12 protein-coding genes and 1 pseudogene are annotated in these 18,670 nt (G+C 70.1%); 1 reads left to right on the top strand and 12 read right to left on the bottom strand.

Annotated features, from left to right (window positions below; translation table 11 throughout):
• Positions 1-4: 4 nt before the first annotated feature.
• The 10 genes and pseudogenes from uvrB to E1B22_RS04575 all read right to left on the bottom strand — a co-directional run bounded on the left by uvrB (position 5) and on the right by E1B22_RS04575 (position 15,150).
• Positions 5-2,083 carry an excinuclease ABC subunit UvrB gene (gene uvrB, locus E1B22_RS04620; protein WP_135224747.1) on the bottom strand — a complete coding sequence of 693 codons (2,079 nt, stop codon included), beginning with the start codon at positions 2,081-2,083 and terminating at the stop codon, positions 5-7.
• 45 nt (positions 2,084-2,128) lie between these two features.
• Positions 2,129-3,373, bottom strand: coding sequence for a PDZ domain-containing protein (locus E1B22_RS04615; protein ID WP_135224746.1), 1,245 nt, complete (start codon positions 3,371-3,373; stop codon positions 2,129-2,131).
• Positions 3,370-4,743 (bottom strand): S41 family peptidase, encoded by a 1,374-nt coding sequence (locus tag E1B22_RS04610; RefSeq protein WP_135224745.1) that lies wholly within the window; start codon positions 4,741-4,743, stop codon positions 3,370-3,372. Before E1B22_RS04610 ends, E1B22_RS04615 begins: the two co-directional genes overlap by 4 nt.
• Before the next feature lie 611 nt (positions 4,744-5,354).
• Entirely contained in the window at positions 5,355-6,743 is a 1,389-nt protein-coding gene (locus tag E1B22_RS04605; RefSeq protein ID WP_243123729.1) for a murein hydrolase activator EnvC, read from the bottom strand.
• Between the two features lie 318 nt (positions 6,744-7,061).
• Positions 7,062-7,949: a permease-like cell division protein FtsX gene (gene ftsX, locus E1B22_RS04600; protein ID WP_135224743.1), complete on the bottom strand. Its 888-nt coding sequence runs from the start codon at positions 7,947-7,949 to the stop codon at positions 7,062-7,064.
• Entirely contained in the window at positions 7,939-8,625 is a 687-nt protein-coding gene (gene ftsE / locus E1B22_RS04595) for a cell division ATP-binding protein FtsE (protein ID WP_135224742.1), read from the bottom strand. The genes ftsX and ftsE overlap by 11 nt, the downstream gene beginning before the upstream one ends.
• A gap of 457 nt (positions 8,626-9,082) precedes the next feature.
• Positions 9,083-10,175: pseudogene (prfB, locus tag E1B22_RS04590) on the bottom strand (peptide chain release factor 2); the annotation flags it as partial.
• Between the two features lie 79 nt (positions 10,176-10,254).
• Positions 10,255-13,083 carry a preprotein translocase subunit SecA gene (gene secA, locus E1B22_RS04585; protein WP_135224741.1) on the bottom strand — a complete coding sequence of 943 codons (2,829 nt, stop codon included), beginning with the start codon at positions 13,081-13,083 and terminating at the stop codon, positions 10,255-10,257.
• A 527-nt stretch (positions 13,084-13,610) separates the two neighbouring features.
• The gene (locus tag E1B22_RS04580) at positions 13,611-14,222 is read right to left on the bottom strand and encodes a DUF5317 domain-containing protein (RefSeq protein ID WP_135224740.1); all 612 of its coding nucleotides are present in this window, start codon (positions 14,220-14,222) and stop codon (positions 13,611-13,613) included.
• A gap of 67 nt (positions 14,223-14,289) precedes the next feature.
• Positions 14,290-15,150, bottom strand: a complete 861-nt coding sequence (locus tag E1B22_RS04575) for an HD-GYP domain-containing protein (protein WP_243123830.1) — start codon at positions 15,148-15,150, stop codon at positions 14,290-14,292.
• Positions 15,151-15,306: 156 nt separating this feature from the next.
• On the opposite strand from E1B22_RS04575, the gene E1B22_RS04570 reads away from it, so the two are divergent.
• Complete coding sequence (locus tag E1B22_RS04570) at positions 15,307-16,710, top strand: transposase (protein WP_135224739.1); 1,404 nt, start codon at positions 15,307-15,309, stop codon at positions 16,708-16,710.
• A gap of 95 nt (positions 16,711-16,805) precedes the next feature.
• Here the strand turns inward: E1B22_RS04570 and E1B22_RS04565 are convergent, their stop codons facing one another.
• Together E1B22_RS04565 and E1B22_RS04560 are read right to left on the bottom strand one after the other, a co-directional pair.
• Complete coding sequence (locus E1B22_RS04565; RefSeq protein ID WP_135224738.1) at positions 16,806-17,306, bottom strand: hypothetical protein; 501 nt, start codon at positions 17,304-17,306, stop codon at positions 16,806-16,808.
• Positions 17,307-17,698: 392 nt separating this feature from the next.
• Positions 17,699-18,397, bottom strand: a complete 699-nt coding sequence (locus tag E1B22_RS04560) for a hypothetical protein (RefSeq protein ID WP_243123728.1) — start codon at positions 18,395-18,397, stop codon at positions 17,699-17,701.
• Between the last annotated feature and the right edge of the window lie 273 nt (positions 18,398-18,670).

Genomic DNA, 18,670 nt, shown 5'->3' with positions numbered 1-18,670 from the left:
CGCGTCACCTGCCGGCCCGGCGGGACCGCTCCCGGCGCCGGGTGCCGGCTCCGTCGCGGGCTGCCGTCGCCGCGGCCCGCAGCTCCTCGCGGCCGACGGGCTGGCCCAGGCGCCGGGCCTCGAGCTCCAGGATCATGTCCCGGAGCAGCGCCGCCCGCTCGAACTCCAGATCCCGGGCCGCCTGCTCCATCTCCTTGCGGAGCCGCTTGACGATGTCCGGGATCTGGTGCCGCGGCAGATCCGAGAGCCGCTTCCCGGCCAGGTACTCGGGCGGCCGCTCGGCGGCATGGGTCGCCTCGATCACGTCCCGCACCGCCTTGCGCACCGTCTGCGGGGTGATGCCGTGGCGCCGGTTGTATTCTTCCTGGATCTTGCGCCGGCGGTACGTCTCCTCGATGGCCTGGCGCATGGAGTCGGTGATGGTGTCGGCGTACATGATCACCTTGCCTTCCGCGTTGCGGGCCGCCCGGCCGATGGTCTGGATCAGCGCCGTGGACGACCGCAGGTAGCCCTCCTTGTCCGCATCCAGGATGGCCACCAGCGAGACCTCGGGGATGTCCAGGCCCTCGCGCAACAGGTTGATCCCGACCAGCACGTCGAAGACGCCGAGCCGCAGGTCGCGGACGATCTCCATGCGCTCCAGCGTGTCGATCTCGGAGTGCAGGTAGCGGACCTTGATGCCCATCTCCCGCAGGTAGTCCGTCAGGTCCTCGGCCATGCGCTTGGTCAGCGTGGTGACCAGCACGCGGTGGCCGCGTGCGACCCGCTGGCGGATCTCCCCCAGCAGGTCCTCGATCTGCCCGCGGGTGGGCCGCACCTCGATCTCCGGATCCAGGAGCCCCGTGGGCCGGACGATCTGCTCGACGATGACGTCGGAGACCTCCCGCTCGAAGGGACCCGGCGTCGCGGAGACGAACAGCACCTGCCCGACCCTCTCCCAGAACTCCTCGAACTTCAGCGGCCGGTTGTCCCGGGCCGACGGCAGGCGGAAGCCGTACTCGATCAGCGAGTCCTTGCGCGACATCTCCCCCTCGTACATCGCCCGGAGCTGGGGGATCGTCACGTGGGACTCGTCGATGATGCAGAGGAACGGCCGCGGGAAGTAGTCCAGCAGCGTGTAGGGCGGCTCGCCCGGCGCCCGCCCCGTCAGATGCCGCGAGTAGTTCTCGATGCCGCTGCAGTACCCGACCTCCCGCAGCATCTCCAGGTCGTACCGCGTCCGCTGCTCCAGCCGCTGCGCCTCCAGGAGCTTGCCCTGGGCCCGCAGCTCGGCCAGCCGCTCCTCCAGCTCGCGCTCGATGGACTCGATGGCCCGCTTCAGCTTCCACTCGTGGGTGACGTAGTGGCTGGCCGGGTAGATGGCCACGTGATCGCGATACGCCAGCACCTCGCCGGTCAGCGCGTCGATCTCCGTCAGCCGGTCGATCTCGTCGCCGAACAGCTCCACCCGGATGGCCCGCTCGGCCATGGAGGCGGGGAAGATCTCGATCACGTCGCCCCGGACCCGGAAGCAGCCGCGCTGGAAGTCCACGTCGTTGCGGGTGTACTGGATGTCCACCAGCTTGCGCAGGATCTGCTCCCGCGGCATCTCGTTGCCCACCCGCAGCGACAGCACCAGGTCGCGGTAGTCCTCGGGCGCGCCCAGGCCGTAGATGCAGGACACGCTGGCGACGACGATGACGTCCTTGCGCTCGAAGAGGCTGCTGGTCGCCGAGTGGCGCAGCTTGTCGATCTCGTCGTTGATCAGCGCGTCCTTCTCGATGTAGGTGTCGGTCTGCGGCACGTAGGCCTCCGGCTGGTAGTAGTCGTAGTAGCTGACGAAGTACTCCACCGCGTTGTGGGGGAAGAACTCCTTGAACTCCGCGGCCAGCTGGCCTGCCAGGGTCTTGTTGTGGGCGATGACCAGGGTGGGCAGCTGCAGCTGTTCGATGACCCACGCCATGGTGGCCGTCTTCCCCGTGCCCGTGGCGCCCAACAAGGTCACCACCCGGGCGCCCTCGCGGAAGGCCCGGGTGATCTCCGCGATGGCCTTCGGTTGGTCGCCCTTGGGCTCGAACTCCGAGACCACCTTGAACGCAGGCACGCGCCCCACCTCCCGGTCCCGCGCGCCTCCAGTGTACTGCGGGCGTCAAGTCCCAAACAAGCGTTTGCCGCCCAGGTCGATCACCGGCTGGGCCGGTTCGTCCGGCGGGGGCACCAGCAGCAGGCCCAGCGGCGCCGCGGGGTCGAACCGGTTGGTCTCCAGGGTCAGGGACCGCGAACCTCTGCGCACCTCCAAGCGGAGGTAGTGGGCATACGGACCGCTGGCGTCGCGCAGGTCAGCCGGCCGCCGCACCGGCTGCCCGTTGACCGTGAGGATCACGTCGCCGGGCTCCAGGCCCAGCCGGGCGGCCTGGGAGCGGGGCCCGACCCAGAGCACCCGCAGGCCGTCGGCGGCCGGCCCGAAGGCGGGACGTCCCCACCGCTCCCGGGCCAGACCGGCGAAGATCATCGCCTCGTGGAGCAGGGGAGAGGCCAGGACGGCGGGCCAAGCCCAGAGGGCGTGCCGCTCCGCCAGCACCGCCATGGCCATCAGGGCCGCCCCGTAGCCCACCAGCCCCAGGGCCATGCGGCGGGAGCGGACGCCGGGGGGCGCCGTCAGGGCGACGTCGGTGTACCCGAGGGCGGCCAGCAGGGGCAGGGCCGCCACCGCCACCGCCGCGGGGTCCGCCGCCTGCAGCGGCGCCGGCCGCACCAGGGGCCACCAGTCGGGCATCGCGATGCCCTGACCGGGTGCCGGCATGTGGAGCAGCACCAGGATGGCGGCGGGAACCGGCCAGAAGCGCTGCATCAGGTAGCCCCCGACCACCTCGCCCCGCCCGTTCCGGGCCAGCACCGGCGTCGCGCCCTCGGCGCCGTCGATGTACACCAGGATCGCCTCGGCCAGGTGCAGCGCGCCGACCAACGCCACCAGCCCGGGCACGTGGACGTCGGGCCATCCCACGAGGAGCGCGCTGACGCCGATCACCCCGGTGGCGTACGCGAAGCACATGAAGCGGGGGCGGATGAAGGCCAGGGCCAGGGCCACCGGCCACAGCGGGAGCGCATCGCGGGGCTCCAGCACCACCCCGGTCGCCATCATCACCATCGCGCCGACGAACCCGCCCACCAGCCCCGCGGCCAGCGCCGTCAGCACCCGGTGCCAGGTGGGCACCAGCGGCTGCCCGTAGAGCCCGGCCTCCATTCGCGCGATGCGGGCGTACTGCAGCGCCACCAACCCGAGCACCAGGAGGAACAGGGGCGTGTAGGACGGGTAGATCACGGCCGCCGGCAGCGTGTCCTGGAGCCACTGGCGCGCCAGCTCGAGCAAGGGAAGCCCCCACGGTCCGCTCATGTCCGTCCCGCCACCATCTGCCGCACGCGCTCGTAGCCCGCCTGGAGCTGGGGATCGCGGCCCAGGTCCCCCATCGCGCTGAGATCCTCGAGCTCGAAGGGTACCTTGACGTCGGGTTCGATGCCCTTGCCCATGACGATGGGGCGCTCCTTCGGCGTCAAGTAGCGGGCGACGGTGAGCTTCACGCCGGCCCCCGCCGCTTCGCCGCCCAGGCTCCTCCAGCTCCGGCCCTCCAGGGGCCAGACAGTCTGCACCGTGCCCTTGCCGAAGGTGTGCTCGCCCACCAGCACGCCGACGCCGTAGTCCTGGATCGCGCCGGCCAGGATCTCCGAGGCGCTGGCACTGCCCTGGTTGATCAGCACCACCAGGGGCAACCCCAGCGCCTGGGCGTCGGACGAGTGGGTCTCCCGGCCCCGGTTGCGGTATTCGATGTGGACGATGGGTCCCCGCGGCAGCAAGCGGTCGGCCACCTGGACCACCGCCTGCAGCTCGCCGCCGGGGTTGTTGCGCAGGTCCAGGATCAGGCCGCGCATCCCCTGGGACCGCAGCTCCTCCAGCGCCGCCTCGAAGTCGCGGGGCGTGTCGGGGAGGAACTGGGTCAGGTGGATGTAGCCGATGCCGCCCTCCAGCATGTGGGCCTGCACCGAGGGCACGTCGATCTGACGCCGGGTCAACACGAACCGCAGCGGCCGGTCGTGCCCGCGGCGCATGACCTCCACCGTCACCTGGGTGCCCTCGGGGCCGCGGATCATGCGCGCCACCGCCTCCACCGACTCGCCCGTCACGTCCTTGCCGTCGACGGCGACGATCACGTCCCCGGGCCGCAGGCCCACGGGATCGCCGGGCTTGGCCCCCTCGAAGGGCGTGGTGGCACCGGGCGAGCCCTCGAACAGCGACTGGACCACCACGCCCCCGTCCTCCGCCTGGGACACGGTGACGCCGATGCCCGTGTAGTGGCCGGAGACGTCCATGCGGAACTCGCGGAACTCCTCGGGGTCGAAGTAGGCCGAGAACGGGTCTCCGGTCGCCGCCACCACGCCCCGGGCCGCCCCTTCGAGCAGCTGATCCAGGGGCAGCGGATCCACGTACTGGGTGCGCACCAGCTGGATCACGCGGAGGAACCGGTCGAACTCGGGGGATCGCACCAGCTCGTCCAGCAATTGCTGCTTCTCGGCGTCGCTCAGCGCCACGCTGCGGGGAAACAGGCGCAGCCAGAGGCCTTCCACCCGGTCGGCGACGGCCAGGGTCGCGACGGCCGTCAGCAGGATCAGCACCAGTGCCCCGGCGACGGCCTGGCGCAATGTCAAGACCGGGCGGTCACCCTCCCGCCCGGCTGGCCCCGAGGGGAACGAGGGTCCGAAGGTCGTCATGGTGATCTCGATCCTCCCAGCCGGAGCGAGGCCGAAGCCCCCACCAGCCTATGCCCCCGGTCCCGGGAGCCGAACCGAGGGACGGCGCGGGCGGGGCGGGCGCGGCGCGGGCGGCGGCGGACAGGGTGCGCGCCGCCGCCGGGTCCTCCAGCGCCGCCGACGGGTCCCTCCCGATGGGACGACCACCACGGGCGACGGCGGCGTAGACTTGCGACCGCGCGGGTCCGCCGCCGCGCGGGCCGATGACCGCGCGTCGTGGGATCTCCATTCAGGATAGCACAACGTCCCGAGCGCCCCGGTGCGCCCCGGGCGCCCGGTGCGCTCCGGGTGTGCTCCGGGTGCACCCGGTGCGCTTCGGGCACGCCCGGTCCGCTCCGGGTGCGCTTCGGGCGTGCCGGGTGCCCTTCGGACACGCCCGATACGCTCCGGGTGCCCTTCGGGCGCGCCGGGTGCGCCGGGTGCGCCGGGTGCGCCGGGCGCGCCGGCTGTGCCACTGAACGCGGGCCGGGCCCTGGGCAGGGCCCGGCCCGCGTTCAGTGGGGCGAGGCGGAGGCGACGCGGCGCCCGGCCCGTCGAGACGGGCCGGGCGCCGCGAGGCCGACCAGCGAGGCCTACCGCAGATACGGCATCGGGTCCACCGGCTGACCGTTGACCCGTACCTCAAAGTGTAAATGGGTTCCGGTCGACGCACCCGTCGACCCCACGAGGCCAATGACCTGCCCGCGCCGCACCACGTCACCCTCATTGACGTAGCGGCGGCTCAAGTGGCCGTACAAGGTTGACAATGTGTCGTCATGGGCGATGACGATGGCGTTGCCGTATCCTGCCATGCACCGGGACGCGATGACGATGCCATCAGCAACGGCCACCACATTGTCCCACGTCGATGGCGGATCATCCCTGCCCGCCGACGAGCCGCATGGCCACTGCGGATCTTCGAACGGCCCCTCGGCGTCGATGTCCACCCCGGTGTGCATCCGCACGGAGCCGTAGATCGGGTGATTGCGATAGCCGAATCCCGAGGAGATGTAGTACTCACCAGGCACCGGCCAGGCGAAGCGGCCACCCCCTCCGCCGCCACCGCCGCCGCCTCCGGCCACGGGGCCGCCCCCGCCCTGCCGCGGCCCGCGGCTGCGGTTGCGCTGCAGCGCCTCGAGGCGCCGCTTCAAGTCCGCCTGCAGGTTCTTGAGCATGCGCTCGACCGCCTGGGAGTCCGCCTCGAGCGCCGCCAGGTGCCGCTGGATCTGGCGGCGCTGCTCGGCCAGCTTCGCCAGCTCGTCGCGGTGGCTGGCCACGGTGGCGTTCAGGCGCTGATGCTGGCGCTCCACCTCGGCCTTGAGGGCCGCGAGACGGCGCCGTTCGGCCTCGAGCTGGCGCTTCTCGGCCAGCAGGCGCTCCCGCTCGGCCTTGACCTCGGCCATGACCTCCACGTCATGGCGCAGGATCCGGCTGAGAAGGTCCAATCGCGTCAGGAAGTCGGCGAAGCTGTTCGCCTCGAACAGGACCTCCAACACCCCGACGGTCCCGTTCTCGTGGATGGCACGCAGCCGGCGGGCCACGTAGTCTTCGCGTTGCTCCAGCCGGCGCGTCGCCTCGTCGATCTCCCTCTGCTTGGCCTCGACGCGGGCCTCGGCCTCCCGCACCTGTTCCGTCAGCTCGGCCAGGCGGACCCGCGTGGCGCGGATCTGCTCCTCCCGGATGCGGACCCGCTCGGCGATGGCCGCCTCGTCCTGCTTGAGCGCCTGCAGCCGCCGCTGCGCCTCGGCCTGCTCCTGCTCCAGCTGGCGCAAGGTCGCGTTGGCATCGTCGATCTGCTGACGCAACTCACCGATCGAGCTGGCCGCCCGCGCGGGCGCCGGCAACGGCCCCACCGCGCCCGCCACCAGGCCGGCGACCAGGACGAACCCGGCCGCCGCGGCCGCCGCCCGCCGATACCCGCGCCACCGGGGCCGGCTGCCGGCGCCCGGCGAAGGCCCGGCGCCGCCTGCGTCCCGTGGCACACGCCCGCCGACGCCGTCGTCCGACCCATCACCTCGGCCATCCGCGGTCGAAGGGGTCTGCGCCGCCTGATCGGAACCCTCCCCGGCGGACCGGGGCTCGTCCCACCCCGGCCCCCCCGCATCACGCCATGCCATACCAAGACGCCCTCCCCGGCATCGTCCTTCCGTCCTGTGGCATGTCGCGCTCCCATAGACGGCCATGCCGCCGGCCTGGGATGCCTCCCGACCGCCGCGGAACCCCGCGCGCCGGCCCGGGTGCCCACCCCGCCCCGGCGCGCGCGACGGCCGGTTCGTCCCTTGGCAACCGCCTTCAACCCTTCACACCCGCAGGTGACGACGCACCGACATGGAGCTGCCCAAGGCGCCCAGCAGGGTCCCCCCCACCAGCAGCGCCTGGGCGACCTCGCCCAGCAGCGGCTCCTTGGGCACCAGCGGCACGAAGGGGATGGCCTCGGTGACCTCCAGCATCAGCCGGTCATACCCCCACCAGGCCAGGGCCGCCGCGGCGCCCGCCCCCACCAGGCCGAGCAGGATGCCCTCGATGATCAGCGGCCAGCGGATGAACCAGTCGGTGGCGCCCACCAGCTTCATGATCTGGATCTCGCGCCGCCGCGCGTACACTGTCAGCCGGATCGTGTTCGAGATGAGGAACAGGGTGGCCACCGCCAGCAGGCCGACCAACACCGCCGAACCGAGCCGGATCGCATCCCCGATGCGGCGGATCCGGTCCGCCAGATCCCGCCGGAACTTGACGTCTTCGACGCCCGGCCCCTGGCGCAGGGCGGTCACCACCTGCTCGCCGTAGCGCGGATCCGCCAGCCGGACCTCGATGGCGTCGCGCAGGGGGTTCTCCTTCTCGACCCCCTCGAGCAGATCGGCCCGATCGCCGAGCAACGCCTTGAGGTCACGCAGGGCCTCTTCCTTGGTGACGAACCGGGTCTCGGCCACGCCGTCCATGGCGGCGATCCGCCGTTCCAACGCCCGGCCCTCCTCGCGGGAGGCGTCCGGCGACAGGAAGGCCACCACCGCCACCTGCGACTCCACATAGCCCGCCAGGTGCCGGATGTTGGCCGCCACCACCAGCAGCAGACTGAGCACCACCAGGGACACGAACACGGTGGACGCCGAGGCGAAGCTCATGAACCCGTTGCGCCGGATCCCCGTGATCGCCTCGCGCAGGAAGTAGCCGAGCGTATCAAATCGCACGCTCGTACACCCCCTGGGCGTGGTCGGCGGCGATCCGGCCCCCTTCGAGCCGGACCACGCGGCGCTTGAGGGCGTTCACGATGGTCTGGGCATGGGTCGCCACCAGCACGGTGGTCCCCCGGCGGTTGATCTCCACCAGCAGCTCCATGATGCCCCAGGCCGTCTCGGGATCCAGGTTGCCGGTGGGCTCGTCGGCCAGCAGGATCTTCGGGTGGTTGACCACGGCCCGGGCCACCGCCACCCGCTGCTGCTCCCCCCCGGAGAGCTCCGAGGGCAGCGCGCCGGCCTTGTCCCGGAGGCCCACCAGCTCCAGCACCTCGGGCACGCGCCGGCGGATCTGGCGCGGCGTGTGCCCGGTGACGAACATGGCGAAGGCGACGTTCTCGTACGCCGTGCGGTTGGGCAGCAGCTTGAAGTCCTGGAACACGACGCCCATCTGGCGGCGCAGGAAGGGCACGTCCCGTCGCCGCAGGCGCCCGACGTTGAGCCCGTCCACCATGACGACGCCCTGTGTGGGCGTCTCCTCGCGGTAGATCAGCCGCACCAGCGTGGACTTGCCCGCCCCGGACGGCCCCACCAGGAAGACGAACTCGCCGCGCTCCACGTGCAGACTGACGTCTTCCAGCGCCGTAACCCCGTTGGGGTAGACCTTGCTCACGTTGATGAACTCGATCACGGGGGGTGCCACCTCTCGACAATTCCCGCGCCCGGCGTACTTCGACGGCCCGGGGACAAACCCTGCCCCCGTGCGGTGGAAATGGCTCCAGGCGGGGGCACGGCGAGGGGAGGCCGGACGGCACCTCCCGTACAGTGATCGATGGGACGGTTCGGGAGTTGACCGGCAAGCCCTTCCGACGCCGGACCCCGTCGGCAGGCGCCGCACCAGGCGGCCGCGGGGGAGCGGGCCCGGCCGGCCCTCAGCGCCCGCTCCGGCCCGCTCCCTCGGACGAACCGGCCCGCGCCTTGCCTGCGACGCCGGCCCGCCCGTCGCGCCCGCCGTCGGCGGCGCCGTCCCCGGCAGCGCCCGCCCCTGGGGACGGCGGGATCGCCCCGGCGGCCTGGTCACCCGCGGCGACCCCCTTGTCGCGGCCGTCGCCGGCGCTGCCGCCGCGGCCCAGCTTGCCCGTGCGGGCGGCCTCCCAGCGGAGGTAGGCGTTGATGAAGGGGTCCAGGTGGCCGTCCATGACGGCCTGCACGTTGCCCACCTCGACCCCGGTCCGGTGGTCCTTGACCAGGGTGTAGGGTTGGAAGACGTAGGAGCGGATCTGGTTGCCCCAGGCGATCTCGCCCACCTCGCCGCGCAGGGCGGCGATCTCCTTCAGCCGCTGCTCCTCGTAGTAGCGGGCCAGGCGCGCCTTCAAGATCTTCATCGCCGTCTCCCGATTGGCGTGCTGGGACCGCTCGTTCTGGCAGGTGGCGACGATGCCCGTGGGCAGGTGCACGATCCGCACCGCCGACTCCGTCTTGTTGACGTGCTGGCCGCCGTGGCCACCGGCCCGGAAGACGTCGATGCGCAGGTCCTCCGGCCGGATCTCGATCTCCGGGCTGTCGCCCAGGTCCGGCAGCACGTCCACCGAGGCGAAGGACGTGTGGCGCCGGCCGGCGGCGTCGAAGGGCGAGATGCGGACCAGCCGGTGGACGCCGTGCTCGCTGCGCAGGTAGCCGTAGGCGTTGGGCCCACGGACGGCGAAGGTGACGCTCTTGATGCCCGCCTCCTCGCCCTCCAGCAGGTCCAGCACCTCGACCTGGTAGCCGTGGTCCTCCGCCCAGCGGGTGTACATGCGCCAGAGCATCTGGGCCCAGTCCTGGGACTCCGTCCCCCCGGCGCCAGGGTGGAGGGAGACGATGGCGTCGTAGCCGTCATAGGGCCCGGTGAGCAACAGGTCCAGCTCCAGCTGGCGGAGCCCCGCTTCGGCCTTGGCGATGCCCTCCTCGATCTCCGGGACGACCGACATGTCCGCCTCCTCGGCGGCGAGCTCGGCCAGCACCTGCAGGTCGTCCAGCTGGCGCTCCAGCTCCTCGTAGCGCTCCACCGGCCCCTTGAGCAGCTTCAGCTGGCGCACCTGCTGCTGGGCACGGGCCGGATCGTCCCAGAACGAGGGATCCGTCATCGCGGTCTCGATGCGCTGGATCTCCCGCCGCTTGCCGGCGAGGTCAAAGATCATCCCTCAATTCTTCCAGCCGCGGACGCAGGGCGCGAATGCGGCGCAGCAGTTCGTCCCACATGCCGATGCGTCCCTCCTCCCGCTTCCTGCCAGGGCCGGCGGCCCCGCGGGCCCTGGACGGGCCGCGGCCCTCCGGGCGCTCACGCCGTGCGACCACAGCATTTCTTATACTTCTTCCCGCTGCCGCATGGGCAAGGGTCGTTACGCCCCACCTTGTGGACGCGGACGGGCTCGCGCCGCGCGGCGGCTGGGGCCGCTCCCGCCCCGGCCCCGACGGCGCGCCCACGGCCCGCGACGGCGGCGGCAGGCCCGGCGGCCCCACCGGCCGCTTCGCCGGCGTCCGCGCCCTCCGCGCCGCCGCCCGTCGCGGCCAGCGCGAAGACGGGCACCCGGCCGGCCTCCTCCCGGGCCCCCACGGCGACGCGCCGCCGCTGGGGCTCGGCCTGCCCCGGCCGCACCTCCAGGTGCATGAGAATCCGCACCACGTCCTCCTTGATGCTCTGGATCATCTGCTGGAACATCTCGTAGGCCTCGAACTTGTACTCCAGCAGCGGGTCGCGCTGACCGTAGGCGCGCAGCCCGATGCCGTCGCGCAGATCGTCCATCGCCGCCAGGTGGTCGACCCACTTCTGGTCCACCACCCGCAGCAGCACGACCCGCTCCAGCTCGCGCATCGTCGCGCTGCCGACGGCCTTCTCCTTCTCCTCGTAGAGGCGGAGGAACGCGGCCTTGATCTGCTCGGCCAGGGCGTCGCGGCCCATGTCGGTCAGTTCGTCCGCGCGGAGGGTGCCGGCGGGGAGGAAGTTGCCCTCGAGATACTCCACCAGCCCCTCCAGGTTCCACTCCTCCGGGTGGGCGTGTTCGTTGCAGTAGTTGTCCAGGGCCGCCCGGATGATGTCGTCGATCATGCCGAGGATGTGTTCGTGCACGTCCTCGCCGTTGAGCACCCGCCGCCGCTCGGCGTAGATCACCTCGCGCTGCTTGTTCATCACGTCGTCGTACTCGAGGACCTGCTTCCGCAGGGTGAAGTTGCGGTGCTCCACCTTGCGCTGGGCGTTCTCGATGGCGCGCGTGATCAGCGGGTGCTCGATGGGCTCATCCTCTTCCACGCCGAGCCGGTCCATGATGCCGCGGATGCTGTCGGAGCCGAACAGGCGCAGCAGATCGTCCTCCAGCGACAGGTAGAACCGGGACGAACCGGGATCCCCCTGGCGGCCGGCGCGGCCGCGCAGCTGGTTGTCGATGCGCCGCGACTCGTGGCGCTCGGTGCCGATGATGTGCAGACCGCCGAGTTCGACCACCCGACGGTGCTCGGCCTCGGTCTCCCGCTTGGCCTCTTCCAGGAGGCGCAGGTAGTCGCGGCGCGCCTGGGCCAGCTCGGGGTCATCGGGGTCGAGCTGACCCGAGACGGCGCTGATGACCTCGGGCGGGTATCCCAGCTTGCGCATGCGCTGCCGCGCCAGGAACTCCGGGTTGCCGCCCAGCAGGATGTCCGTGCCGCGGCCCGCCATGTTGGTGGCGATGGTCACCGCGCCGACGCGGCCGGCCTGGGCGATGATCTCGGCCTCCCGCTCGTGGTACTTCGCATTCAGCACCTGGTGCGGGATCCCCCGCCGCTTGAGCATCTCGCTCAGCCGCTCGGACTTCTCGATGGAGACCGTGCCCACCAGCACGGGCTGGCCGCGCCGGTGGCACTCCACGATCTCCTCCACCACGGCACGGAACTTGGCGGCCTCGGTCTTGTAGATGACATCGGGGTAGTCGCGCCGGATCATCGGCTTGTTCGTCGGGATCACCACGACGTCGAGGCCGTAGATCTTGGAGAACTCTTCCTCCTCGGTGGCGGCCGTGCCGGTCATGCCCGCCAGCTTCTCGTACATGCGGAAGTAGTTCTGGAACGTGATGGTGGCGAGCGTCTGGGTCTCGCGCTCGATCTTCAGGCCTTCCTTGGCCTCGATCGCCTGGTGGAGGCCGTCGGAGTAGCGCCGGCCGAACATCAGGCGGCCGGTGAACTCGTCGACGATGATCACCTGGCCGTCCTTGACGACGTAGTCGACGTCGCGCTTCATCAGCTCCTTGGCCTTGAGCGCGTTGATCAGGTAATGGGCGTAGTCCACCGGGTTGTCGGGGGCGTAGAGGTTCTCGACCCCCAGCATCTGCTCCACCCGGTGGACGCCCCCCTCGGTCGGCGCCACCGTGCGCGCCTTCTCGTCCACCGTGTAGTCCCGGTCGCGTTCGAGCTTGCGCGCGATCTCGGCGAACCTGTAGTAGAGCTCGGTGGGCTTGTCGGCCATGCCGCTGATGATCAGCGGCGTCCGCGCCTCGTCGATCAGGATGCTGTCGACCTCGTCGACGATGGCGTAGTGCAGCTCGCGCTGGACCACCTGCTCGGGATACAGCGCCATGTTGTCGCGCAGGTAGTCGAACCCGAACTCGTTGTTCGTCCCGTAGGTGATGTCCGCGGCATAGGCGCGCCGCCGCTCTTCGAAGGTCAGGCCGTGGACGATCACGCCCACGCTCAGGCCGAGGAACCGGTAGACCCGGCCCATCCACTCGGCGTCGCGCTTGGCCAGGTAGTCGTTGACGGTGACGATGTGGACGCCGCGCCCCGTCAGGGCGTTCAGGTAGGCGGGCAGCGTGGCGACCAGGGTCTTGCCCTCGCCGGTCTTCATCTCGGCGACCTTGCCCTCGTGGAGCACGATGCCGCCCATCAGCTGGACGTCGAAGGGCCGCATGCCGAGCACGCGCCTGGCGGCCTCCCGCACGACGGCGAAGGCCTCATGGAGGAGGTTGTCCAGGGTCTCTCCGTCGGCCAGGCGCCGGCGAAACTCGTCGGTCTTGGCGCGCAACTCGGCGTCGGTCAAGCGCACCATCTCGGGTTCGAGGGCGTTGATCCGCTCGACCTCCCGGGACAGCCGGCGGATCTCCCGCTCGTTGTAGTTGAAGAGGTTGCGGAGCAACCCGAGCATCGCTCTCATCTCCTGAAGAAAAAACCGGCGTCGCGCTCGCGCCGGGGAATGCTCGGCACCTGGGCCCGCCACCGGGGCGCCGGGAGACGCCCCGGGTCGACCGCGTCCGGGCATGGGAACACGGGCACGGCCGATCGGCCAGCGACCGACCGGCCGCGCGTCCTCCTTATTCTAGCATGGTCATGGGGGGCATTCCACGCGGGCAGGGGGGCATTCCACGCAGGCGGCGACATCGGCCCACCCGGGCGGCGACGTCGGCGCGTCGCGTCGGACACCCATCACCCCAGACGCCGCGGGCATCCATCACCCCGTCCGCCGCGGGCCGCCCGGGCCCCTTCCCGCCGCACGACCCGGTCGGACCGCTGGACCGCTTCCCGCTTCCCGCCGCTCGCTCCTCGCTGTCCCCGTCCATCCGGCGCGCGCTCCGCCGCCCTGCGGCCCCTTCCGCCCGCGCAGCCGGACGGGGGCGGGCTCCCTGCGCAGCGGCTGCCTGCGCGACGGAACGGGGATGGACGGCATCCCTGGCATCACCGCCTGCCCCTGCCGGTCCCGCCGACAGGCGCCACGGGTTGCCCCGCCGGGTGCCTCGTCCCCATCGCCGCGATCACGAGCCACATCAGTCCCACGGCGATGAGCACGTCCCCGACACTGGCCACCGAGGGGAAGGGAAACGGCCGGGGCAGGGGGATGATGTCCGCGAGCCACGGCAGCCGCGTCTCCGGCCCCAGCAGTTCATGGGTCAGGCTGTCGCCCCCGGCCAGCCTGGCGACGGCGGCGGCCCGCTCGAGGTCGTGGGCCGCCACGTGGATCGCCCATTCGCTGACCGGCATGCGCCCGCCGTTGGCGGTGATGACCAGCGCGTTGGCGAGGCTGCCGCCGATGAGATAGCCGGAGCCCGGTAGGTGGCGGTTCACCATCGCCAACACGACGAGCAAGGCATAGGCGACGAACTGGAGGATCTCGGCCCCTTGCACCACCCACGGGAGGTGAACGGACGATGGGTGTTGCAACATCGAACGCAGGACGAGCGGGACCGGCAGGAGGCCCACCCACCGCAGGGGCAGCCGCCCGATCCGCTTCACCGAACCGCCCCGGATCCACCCGATGGCCACGGCCAGCAAGAGACTCGCCAGGAACACCCTCCAACGCCTCCGCCCGACGCCCTCGCTCCGGGACGCCGCCCATCGAGGGGGCTCCCCAACTAGACTACCCCGGCGGATCCACCGGTTCCTCCGCGCCCGCAACCTCCTCGACCACCAGCGGCCGCTCCCGCCAGCCCGGGACGGGGGGCCTCAGTCCGTAGAGCGACGCGAGCCGCTCCACGAACCGGACTTCTGGAGGCCGCGTCAGCTCCGCCACCCGCTGGGGACTGGACATCAGGTCCAGGACCACCCGGACGATCCGCGGATCGAAATGGGTCCCCGAACACCGCTTGAGCTCTTCGATCACCTCGGGCAGCGGCCGCCCGGCCTTGTACGGCCGGTCGTAGAGCATCGCGTCGAAGGCGTCGGCCACGGCGAGGATCCTCGAACCCAGGGGGATGTCCTCTCCCCGCAGTCCGTCGGGATAGCCCGTGCCATCGAAGCGCTCGTGATGGTGCCGGATCCAGAGCGAGACCACGTCCAGCGACTCGATGCCGCTGACGATGCGCGCCCCGATGACGGGGTGCCGCTTCATCTCCTCGTATTCATCCGGCGTATACCGCCCCGGTTTGTTGAGGATCTCGTCCCGGACGCCGATCTTCCCGATGTCGTGCAGGATCCCCGCGTACTCCAGCTGCTCCAGCTCGTCGTCACTGAGGTTCAGGGCCTTGCCGATCTCGACCGAAAGCCTCGCCACCCGATCGGCGTGACCATACGTGTAGCGATCCCGAGCCTCCAGGGCCAGGGCCAGGGCGCGGATCGTCCCCAGGAACATGTGACGCACGTCGAGATACCGCTTGAAGGAGAAGCGAGCCACGACAAGGGGGAGCAGGAAGAGGACCATCCCGATGGGGCCGACCCAGCGATGGATCGCCGAGATGAGGTAGGCCAAGGGCATGAGGGCTACATAGTTGACCATACCCATGGTCTTCAAATGATGGACGACGCCGGCGAGACGAACCCCTTTGAATCGACATACATATGAGCCTGTTTCACGAACCCAGGTATTTCCGCAGGATTGCACCCACGTGGGTTTAAGTGAGGCCATGGATTGGAATTCTCCGTCGCCCGAGGTGTCCCTATGGCCTACAACTTCCGCCCGGTGAACCGTGACCAACTGTACCTGCTTCCACCGAGCCTTCGCGACTGGCTGCCTGAGGACCATCTGGCCTGGTTCCTGATCGATGCGGTGGAGCAGATGGACCTGCGGGCCTTTTACGAGAAGTACCGCGCCGACGGCTGGGGTGGAGAGAGTTACGACCCGACCATGATGGTGACGCTGCTGCTGTACGCCTACTGCGTCGGCGAGCGGTCGAGCCGGCGGATCGAGCGGTTGTGCCTCGAGGACGTGGCCTTCCGGGTGATCACCGCCAACCAGAAGCCGGATCACGTGACCATCGCCCGCTTCCGCCAGCGCCATGCGCGGGAACTGGCCGAGCTGTTCACGCAGGTGCTGCGGCTGTGCCGCGAGGCGGGGCTCGGGAAGGTGGGCGTGGTCGCCCTTGACGGGACGAAGATGAAGGCCAACGCCTCGCTGGCGGCCAACCGAACCTACGATGCGATTCGCCAGGAAGTGGAGAAGATGCTCCGGGAAGCGGAGGCCACGGACCGAGAAGAAGATGAGCGGTACGGCCCCGGGCGTCGTGGGGACGAGTTGCCGGAGGAGCTGCGCCACCGTGCGAGCCGGCTGGAGCGGCTAAAGGCATGCAAGCGGCGGCTGGAGGACGAGGCGGCCCGGGAAGCCGCCCGGCAGCAGGCCCGCATCGACGAACGGAAGGCCCAGGAGCAGGCGACCGGCAAGAAGCGGCGGGGGCGGAAGCCGAAGGCGCCGGATCCCTCGGTGGATCCGGCAGCCAAGGCCAACATCACGGATCCGGACAGCCGGATCCTGAAGACCCGGCAGGGCTTTGTGCAAGGGTACAACGCCCAGGCGGTGGTGAGCGAAGACCAACTCATCGTGGCCGCGGCGGTGACGCAGGACGCCAACGACGTGGGCCAACTGCACCCGATGCTCCAGCAGGCGCAAGCCAACCTCCGGGCCGCGGGCGTGGACGAGCCCATCCGGGCCGTGGTGGCCGATGCGGGGTACTGGAGCGAGGCGAACGTGAAGCAGGCGCCGGCCGAAGGGCCGGAGCTGTTCCTGGCGACGAGCAAGGAGTGGAAGCATCGTCAGGCGGTGAAGGATGCACCCCCTCCGCGGGGCCGGATCCCCAAGGGGCTGAGCCTGCGGGAGCGGATGGAACGCAAGCTGCGGACCCGGCGAGGGCAGGCGATCTACGCCAAGCGCAGCCAGACCGTGGAGCCGGTGTTTGGGCAGATCAAGGCCGTGCGAGGCGCCGACCGGTTCCTGCGTCGCGGTCTGGCGGCGTGTGACAGCGAGTGGAAGCTGCTCTGCTTGACCCACAACTTGCTGAAGCTCTGGCGAAGGGTGACGGAGAGATCCGCGTCCTTACCCTTTCGTTGCACTGCTGCGGCGCCGGCGTAGAAGGGCAGCGACCGGGGCCCCCTCACCGACGCGATGCTGACCGCCAACCCATGCGATGTTGCTGTATAGGCTCAGTACCTTCCAGCCCGTCCCGATCAAGTCAGTGTCCGTGAAACAGGCTCATATGCGCTAAACATTCCGACGTTTACAATGAAGTAGACCAGAGCCGCCAGAAGGAAACCAGCAATGGATTGCCGGCTTGTTATGTCGGCTCCATTTGCAAGCGCATGGTACACGTGACCAGCAATGAAAGCGGATAGGCCCAACTGGAATCGGTTATATAGGATGCCACGGAGTGGAATGCGGCCATCAAAATCGATTGGGCGGATGGTGCCCAATGCTGCGATCAGCGTTCCCCATAACGGCCCTTCGGACAAGATCGCAGCAAATATGGCGACGAAACCGAGCGATATGGATCCCTTGAGCGGCGGAACCGGAATGGGGAATGCTTCGGCGGCTACCGCAAAGAAGTAAAAGGACAATACATCAGACAGGTCCGCAGGCGCGATCGCCCGTTCCAGAGCCACCACAATGGCGGCCGTGATGACGATGTATGCGAAATAGCCCGGACGCCACCGCAGCTGCGGAACGACCATCGTCTGACCTCGCTTCACCGAGCAAAGAAAGGAGGTTACTGTGACCGGTGAGGCGGTCAGAAGCTGACCTGGTAGTTCGACCCAGCCGCCAGAACCAGGGTCGCCAACAGCAGCAGAACCTTGATCGCACGGGCCATGATCAGATCGCTCCACCGAATCTGCCCCGCGGCGATCGCTCGATCGCCCGGTGGCAGCCTCCGCTCATGGCCACGCTGCTTGGATCCCGGTCACAGTAACCGAAACCTTTGAGAACCCTTTTGTTGGCCGTCACCACCGTCCGCGGAGGGGTCGCGGCTGGGGTCGGAGCCCGAAGCCCGAACGGACCGTGCCTCGACGCCCATCCCTTTGTGAAGGGTTCACCGACCCGGCAATCCATGCCAATTGCGTGCTTTCTAGACATTCGTGCTCTGTCCGCCAGTTCCTTCTGGTGCCATCTGGCCTGCCAGGGCGAAGAACCGGTTGACCCCATCCAGCACCGCCCGGCAGGTGGCCTCCGTCTCATCGAGCTTGATCAGCACCGCGCCTACGTACTCCTGCGGCGACAGGATGCCCCCGCCGGCGGTGATGCCGACCAGCGCGACGCTCCGGTGCCCCAGACGCACCCGCTGCACCGAGAAGACCTCGACCTCCACCATGCGGTAGAGGGCGGCCACCACCGCCCGGGCGGTCGCCACCGCCGCCATCCGCAGCAAGGCCGTGGGCGACCGGTTCCCGCGGGCCTCCCCCCGGAAGACCTGGTCCCCGTTGCCGAGTTCGACCACCACGCCGACCTGCGTCCCCTCGGACTCCAGCCGGTGACGCAGCAGCCGCAGGCGCGATTGCCCGTATTCGTCGCCGCCGCCCACCCGCGTGACCTGGACGATCCCGCGCTCCACCTCCTGGCCAAAGCTGATGGCCATGAGCGACTGGACGTCGCGAAGCAGCTGGTGCTCGGCGCGACCCGGTCCCGCCAACAGGTGGATCGCTTGCACGCGGCCCTCGGCGTCGACCTCCACGTGGGACGAGAGGACGCCGGGTAGCCCCAGCAGCGCCGACTCCATGGCCTTGGCGGTGTTGTCGAACCACGACGAGGGCTGCGACACCTGCAACATCCTCCCGTTGGCCGCAAGGACGGCCCGCATGTCAGGAAAAGTCGGTTCTTCCTTTCCTCACCTTAACCTGCTCCTGCGCCAACGGCCCAGTCCCATTTTCCATGGCCGAGTGGCGTCGCCCTCGTCCGTTCGCGGCCTTGCGGCCCGACACCGTTCGACACGGGATGGCGGGGGTCGGCTGGGCAAGGGATCCCAGGGTCGCTGGAGGGGGCTTGTCCCGACGGCGGGCCGGTCCTCGGACCGGCCCGCCGACCGCAGGGCGATGACGCCGCC

The organism is Thermaerobacter sp. FW80 (assembly GCF_004634385.1).
Lineage (GTDB): Bacteria > Bacillota > Sulfobacillia > Thermaerobacterales > Thermaerobacteraceae > Thermaerobacter > Thermaerobacter composti.
The sequence above is the reverse complement of the archived record's forward strand: the minus strand, read 5'-3'. Positions and strand labels throughout refer to the sequence as shown.